Genomic DNA, 3,925 nt, shown 5'->3' on the forward strand with positions numbered 1-3,925 from the left:
ATTACATACTCACATGCATCATTTGGATCTGTTCCATCTAATGCTTCTTGTCCATCTGTTACTCCGTCTCCATCTGTATCTGGATCTGTTGGGTCTGTTGTGTTTCCTGCTGGATCTGCTGGTGTAGTTGGATCATCCCCTCCTGTGATTTCCTCTACATCTAATAATCCGTCGTTATCACAATCTGTTATTGCGGTAATCTCTTCAGTAATATCTGCAATGTTATAATTACATTCATTATTAGGATCTGTACCATTTGCAACTTCTACTGAGTCTAAAACTCCATCTCCATCTGAATCGATATCTACTGGTGCATATCCGTCATCTATTGTTACTGCTGCTACACCTTCTAATACAGTTACTATTTCTGGATCTGAATCCGTTGTTGTTAAAGTATCTGTAATATCGGTTGGTAACGTTGTCTCGTCAACATCAACCTCTGTATCTCCTACTGGAATGTCTGTTGCTGTCCATACTCCGTCTATTCCTGTTGTTACTGTAGTTTCGTTTCCGTCAACATCGGTAATAACTATATCTACTCCTGCAATTCCTTCTTCACCTGCATCTTGAATACCATCTCCGTTGATGTCTTCAAATACAACTCCTGTTAAATCTCCTACTGCTGGTGCAAATCCATCATCTGTTGTTGCTGATGTTCCATCTACTACTGTTACTGTTTCTGGATCTGAATCCGTTGTTGTTAATGTATCTGTAATATCATCTGGTAATGTTGTTTCATCAACATCAACTACTGCATCTCCTAATGGAAGATCCGTTGCTGACCATGAACCATCTGCTATTGTTGTTACTGTTGTTTCGTCTCCGTTAACATCCGTAATAACTACATCTACTCCTGCAATTCCTTCTTCACCTGCATCTTGAACACCGTTATTGTTGGTGTCTTCAAATACAACTCCTGTTAATCCTGAAGTTACTGGTGCAAATCCATCATCTGTTGTTGGGTTATCACCTTCTACTACAGTAATTGTTTCTGGATCTGAATCCGTTGTTGTTAATGTATCTGTAATATCTGCTGGTAATGTATCTTCATCAACATCAACTACAGTATCTCCTACTGGAATGTCTGTTGCTTCCCAAATACCATCTGCATCTGTTGTTACTGTTGTTTCGTTTCCGTCAACATCCGTAATAACTACATCTACTCCTGCAATTCCTTCTTCACCTGCATCTTGAATACCATCTCCGTTGATGTCTTCAAATACAACTCCTGTTAAATCTCCTACTGCTGGTGCAAATCCGTCATCTGTTGTAGATGTTACTCCATCTACTACTGTTACTGTTTCTGGATCTGAATCTGTTGTTGTTAATGTATCTGTAATATCAGCTGGTAATGTTGTTTCATCAACATCAACTTCTGCATCTCCTAATGGAAGATCCGTTGCTGACCATGAACCATCTGCTATTGTTGTTACTGTTGTTTCGTCTCCGTTAACATCCGTAATAACTACATCTACTCCTGCAATTCCTTCTTCTCCTGCATCTTGAACACCGTTATTATTAGTATCTTCAAATACAACTCCTGTTAATCCTGAAGTTACTGATGCAAATCCATCATCTGTTGTTTCTGTTGCTACACCTTCTAATACCGTTACTGTTTCTGGATCTGAATCCGTTGTTGTTAATGTATCTGTAATGTCTGCTGGTAACGTTGTTTCGTCAACATCAACTACAGTATCTCCTACTGGAATGTCTGTTGCTGTCCATGTTCCGTCAGTTCCTGTTGTTACTGTTGTTTCGTTTCCATCAACATCAGTAATAACTACATCTACTCCTGCAATTCCATCTTCGCCTGCATCTTGTACGCCATCTCCGTTGATGTCTTCAAATACAACTCCTGTTAAATCTCCTACTACTGGACTATTCTCAAAGTTGTTATCTGCATCAACTTCTCCTGCTGTTACTGTTACTGGAATACTTCCATCTGTTGTGTCTGTATTTGCTACAGTATCGCCATCATCTGTTGTATCGCCATCAACTACTATTGTATTTGCTGGTGTTGTTTCTGTAACTACATACTCTCCTACTGGTACATCTGTAAATTCATATGTTCCATCAACTCCTGTTGTTACTGTTGGATCAACTGTTGCTGCATCACCATCATCTAATGTTACTACGATTCCTGATACAGGATCGCCATTCTCATCTACGATTGTTCCGCTTACACTTCCTGGTGCTGGACTATTCTCAAAGTTGTTATCTGCATCAACTTCTCCTGCTGTTACTGTTACTGGAATACTTCCATCTGTTGTGTCTGTATTTGCTACAGTATCACTATCATCTGTTGTATCGCCATCAACTACTGTTGTATCTGCTGGTGTTGTTTCTGTAACTACATACTCTCCTACTGGTACATCTGTAAATTCGTATGTTCCATCAACTCCTGTTGTTACTGTTGGATCAACTGTTGCTGCATCGCCATCATCTAATGTTACTACGATTCCTGATACAGGATCGCCATTCTCATCTACGATTGTTCCGCTTACACTTCCTGGTGCTGGACTATTCTCAAAGTTGTTATCTGCATCAACTTCTCCTGCTGTTACTGTTACTGGAATACTTCCATCTGTTGTGTCTGTATTTGCTACAGTATCACCATCATCTGTTGTATCGCCATCAACTACATCTGTATTAGCTGGTACTGTTTCTACTATTGTATAGTCTCCTACTGGTACATCTGTAAATTCATAGGTTCCATCAACTCCTGTTGTTACTGTTGGATCAACTGTTGCTGCATCGCCATCATCTAATGTTACTACGATTCCTGATACAGGATCGCCATTCTCATCTACAACTGTTCCGCTTACACTTCCTGGTGCTGGACTATTCTCAAAGTTGTTATCTGCATCAACTTCTCCTGCTGTTACCGTTACTGGAATACTTCCATCTGTTGTGTCTGTATTTGCTACAGTATCACTATCATCTGTTGTATCGCCATCAACTACTGTTGTATCTGCTGGTGTTGTTTGATCTATTGTATATTCTCCTACTGGTACATCTGTAAATTCATATGTCCCATCAACTCCTGTTGTTACTGTTGGATCAACTGTTGCCGCATCGCCATCATCTAATGTTACTACGATTCCTGATACAGGATCGCCATTCTCATCTACAACTGTTCCGCTTACGCTTCCTGGTGCTGGACTATTCTCAAAGTTGTTATCTGCATCAACTTCTCCTGCTGTTACTGTTACCGGAATACTTCCATCTGTTGTGTCTGTATTTGCTACAGTATCGCCATCATCTGTTGTATCGCCATCAACTACTGTTGTATTTGCTGGTGTTGTTTCTGTAACTACATAGTCTCCTGCTGGTACATCTGTAAATTCGTATGTTCCATCAACTCCTGTTGTTACTGTTGGATCAACTGTTGCTGCATCGCCATCATCTAATGTTACTACGATTCCTGATACAGGATCGCCATTCTCATCTACGATTGTTCCGCTTACACTTCCTGGCGCTGGACTGTTCTCAAAGTTGTTATCTGCATCAACTTCTCCTGCTGTTACTGTTACTGGAATACTTCCATCTGTTGTGTCTGTATTTGCTACAGTATCACTATCATCTGTTGTATCGCCATCAACTACTGTTGTATCTGCTGGTGTTGTTTCTGTAACTACATACTCTCCTACTGGTACATCTGTAAATTCGTATGTTCCATCAACTCCTGTTGTTACTGTTGGATCAACTGTTGCTGCATCGCCATCATCTAATGTTACTACGATTCCTGATACAGGATCGCCATTCTCATCTACGATTGTTCCGCTTACACTTCCTGGCGCTGGACTATTCTCAAAGTTGTTATCTGCATCAACTTCTCCTGCTGTTACTGTTACTGGAATACTTCCATCTGTTGTGTCTGTATTTGCTACAGTATCACCATCATCTGTTGTATCACCATCAACTA

At 40.3% G+C, this 3,925-nt stretch carries 1 protein-coding gene; it reads right to left on the reverse strand.

What is annotated here, in order from left to right:
- On the reverse strand, positions 1-3,925 hold a 3,925-nt coding region (locus V6251_RS15075), incomplete at both ends, for an SdrD B-like domain-containing protein (RefSeq protein ID WP_341588987.1).

The organism is Olleya sp. Ti.3.14 (assembly GCF_038154885.1).
Classification (GTDB): Bacteria; Bacteroidota; Bacteroidia; order Flavobacteriales; family Flavobacteriaceae; genus Olleya.